3 protein-coding genes are annotated in these 3,174 nt (G+C 65.1%); all 3 read left to right on the forward strand.

Features of this window, described 5'->3' with window-relative positions:
• Window positions 1-813 precede the first annotated feature (813 nt).
• The 3 genes from F3087_RS45635 (at window position 814) to F3087_RS45645 (ending at window position 3,063) form a co-directional block, all read left to right on the forward strand.
• Complete coding sequence (locus F3087_RS45635) at window positions 814-1,146, forward strand: hypothetical protein (protein ID WP_150408468.1); 333 nt, start codon at window positions 814-816, stop codon at window positions 1,144-1,146.
• Between the two features lie 450 nt (window positions 1,147-1,596).
• Window positions 1,597-2,418 (forward strand): helix-turn-helix domain-containing protein, encoded by an 822-nt coding sequence (locus F3087_RS45640; RefSeq protein WP_223885848.1) that lies wholly within the window; start codon window positions 1,597-1,599, stop codon window positions 2,416-2,418.
• 63 nt (window positions 2,419-2,481) lie between these two features.
• The gene (locus F3087_RS45645; RefSeq protein WP_150408469.1) at window positions 2,482-3,063 is read left to right on the forward strand and encodes a dihydrofolate reductase family protein; all 582 of its coding nucleotides are present in this window, start codon (window positions 2,482-2,484) and stop codon (window positions 3,061-3,063) included.
• Window positions 3,064-3,174: the final 111 nt, after the last annotated feature.

The following is a 3,174-nucleotide window of genomic DNA, read 5'->3' on the forward strand; positions in this document are numbered from 1 at the left end:
GTTAGCACGATCGGAGGTCTTCTGCCGACGTGCGCGCAGACGCGACCGAGGCTCGACCGAAAGGTTCTACATCCCGAGCTGGCCCGGCGGGGTTGATCCAGGGCTGGTTCGGCGTATTTGTAGTTGGGGACATCTGGCTGGAGTGCGGCTCCGAATAGGGAGTCGACAGCAAATTGCACCGCGAGTCTCGGTGTCGAGTTCGCGCGGGCCCTGATTTTCGAGAAGCTCGTCAGACCAGGAGGCTCGATGTACGGATCTCGGTCGCGTTGTGTCGTCGCTGCGCTCGGAGTGGCTGCGGCTATTTTGCTCACACCCGCAGTCAGTGCGTCTGCGGCTCCCCGCTCGAAAGCCGCCGCTGAGACCGATTGCCAAGCGGAACGCCGTCAAGCCCTCCAGCGTGAAGATCCGGATGCGAGCTCCGAACTGATCGTGCAGTGCTGGGCTAATGGTGACTACTCGTCTCTGCAATGCTTCCCTGCGACGCCGACCGGGAAGTCGTTCTGCATGTGCTACGACCCTGACGGTAGGCAGCTCACGCCGCCGTCGCAAAAGACGACCCGTGTCGATTGCGACGCTAAAGTCGCAGAGAGTCGACGCCACAAGCAGCGCGACTGACCGCCATGCGCGCATTCCCACCTAGTTCTCCGAATAGCTGGCCCTCAAACGTTCGTTCGGTCACGGCGATGTTCGTCGGTGCACCGAGGCCAGATTCTCGACCGGGACCAACCGCCGAAGCCGCATCAGCTACGTCCGCTCCTGCCGATGAGCGTGTCAGCAGCATCCGGCAGGCAGCGTGACTCCTAGACTCCAGCGGTGACTCAGGATCTCCCGAGTGTTGAGGCATGGATCCTCCGCGAGGCTCGTGAGCATCTCGAGGAGGATGTCACAGGCATCTACCAACTTCTGTGGCTCTTGCGGGGGTCGCAATTCGACCTCGACGATCACACGGCCATGACGCTGGCGAGACGCGCTGCGGCCCGGTTGTTGTCGGGTGGCGAAGCCAGGCTCATTCGTATGGTGTGGCCGAAATCGCCAGCCGAACACGCCGTGCCCATCGACTCCAATCTCGAAGACCACAGCGACGAAGCGATCTTCGAATTCTCGGAGTGTGGCGAGTACCTTGCGCTTGATCCGATCGACTCTTGAAGAGCAGCCAACGCGCTCCTTGCCGCCGGGCGGGCGTTCTGCGCGGCGAGATCTACTGCCGCGCAGAACATCTGGTATTGCCGCGATGCGGGCGTTTGGTTCGGCTGCCATCGACTCGGTTGCTGGTCGATTGATCACGAGGAACTGGTGTAGGCATCCATCGAGAGGTCACCTACATCAGTTCCTCGTGATCAGTTGTCCAGCAGTGCATTTCGGGACGCTCTGCTGGACGTACGCAAAGGCCGAGTTCAGGGTGTTTGCTCGCCGCGTGGCAGGGCCGAGAACCCTACATCGCGCACGCAGCGCGCGTATCCCACGCAAAGGTCCGTGGCCGGGCGCTCGTCCGGGATCGGCGTCAGCTCGATGCGTGGCGGCAGCGCGGCGGAACATCCCGGCGTGCGGTGCCGGCGGGGCGTCGGCGATGCTATGGGTGTGGAGTACGTGTCGAGAGTGCCGCGACCGCCACTGGACGGGCTGATCGACGACCTTTACTACCTGGAGGGTGTGCCGCCGTACGCCCGGCTGACGCTGCCGCCGATGCCCGCAGCGTTGTTCATCGTCAACCTCGGGGCGCCGTTGCGCATCCGTGCCGGTACCGACATCGAGATGATCGAGTACGCCGACGGCTGCGTGGTGACCATGCCCACCCGTGCGTTGGAGTTCGGCTACCCACTCCGGACCCGGTCCGTCGGCGTGCATTTCAAGCCGTGGGGGCTGGCGCCGTTCCTGTCGATGCCCGCGGCCGAGCTGCGTGACCGGCCGGTGACGGTAGAGCAGGTTTGGGGCCGGTCCGCCATTGCCGAGCTGCGAGACCGGCTGGCCACGGCGGACGGACCGCACGAGATGCTGACGCTGCTCGAGCAGGAGTTGATGCGACGGCTGTGCGAGACCGCCGGTCTGGGGCTGGTCCGTCATACGAGCAGCGTCATCGCGGCGACCAGCGGAGCGATGGCGATCGGCGACCTGAGCGTGGCAGCCGGTGTCAGCAACACGCATCTGGCACAGCGGTTCAAGGAGCTCATCGGCGTCACGCCCAAGCGGATGGCCCGCACCTACCGCTTCGCCGCCACCGTGTTCGCGATCAACCCCGCCGGACCGATCGACTGGGGCGAACTCGCCGGTGGCGCAGGCTACTTCGACCAGGCCCACTTCGGCCACGAGTTCCGGGCGTTCACCGGGCTCACGCCGACCCGGTACGTCGAAGTCCGGCGGCGATTCCTGCGCGAACATCCCGGCCACGTGCTGGACAGCTGGCCGCTGCCGGCCGATTGATTTCTTACAAGACCGCCAGCTCACGACACGCTAGTTTCGGGGCACCCAAACAAAGGAGGCCCCGTGGGCAAGGTGGTCATGTACAGCTCGGTGTCGGTGGACGGCTTCATCGCGGACGAGAATGACCAGCCCGGACCGCTGTTCGACTGGTTGTCCAGCGGTGACGTCGCGTTGGACGAGAGTGGCGCGGTAAAGGTGTCGCAGACGTCCTACGACTACACCCGGCGGTACTGGGACCAGATCGGGGCGACACTCGTCGGCCGTCACGTCTTCGACATGACCGACGGCTGGGAGGGGAAGCCGCCGAGCGGGATCGAATACGTGGTGGTCGTGACGCACCGGCCGGCGCCCGAGGGGTGGGATCCCGAGGCGCCGTTTCACTTCATCGACGGCGTCGAGGCAGCCGTGGCCAAGGCGCAGGAGCTTGCGGGTGAGCGCATGGTCGAGGTCGCCGCCGGCGACGTCGGTGGCCAGGTGCTTGCCGCGGGCCTGATGGACGAGGTGCGGATGGACGTCGTACCTGTCGTGTTCGGGTCCGGCAAGCGCTACTTCGGGTCGGTCCACGCGCAGCACCTACTGGAGGAGCCTGACGTGGTGATTCAGGGCAACCGGGTGCTTCACCTGCGCTATCGCGTTCGGCGTTGACCGATCGGCGCGGGCACGCGAGAAGTCCACCGCGAAGGTGACACAAGATCGAGGATGTCGACGGGGACACCGTCCGGTAATACCTGCGGGCTCAGGCGGTCAACGCAACAC

The organism is Nocardia colli, assembly GCF_008704205.1.
GTDB lineage: Bacteria > Actinomycetota > Actinomycetes > Mycobacteriales > Mycobacteriaceae > Nocardia > Nocardia colli.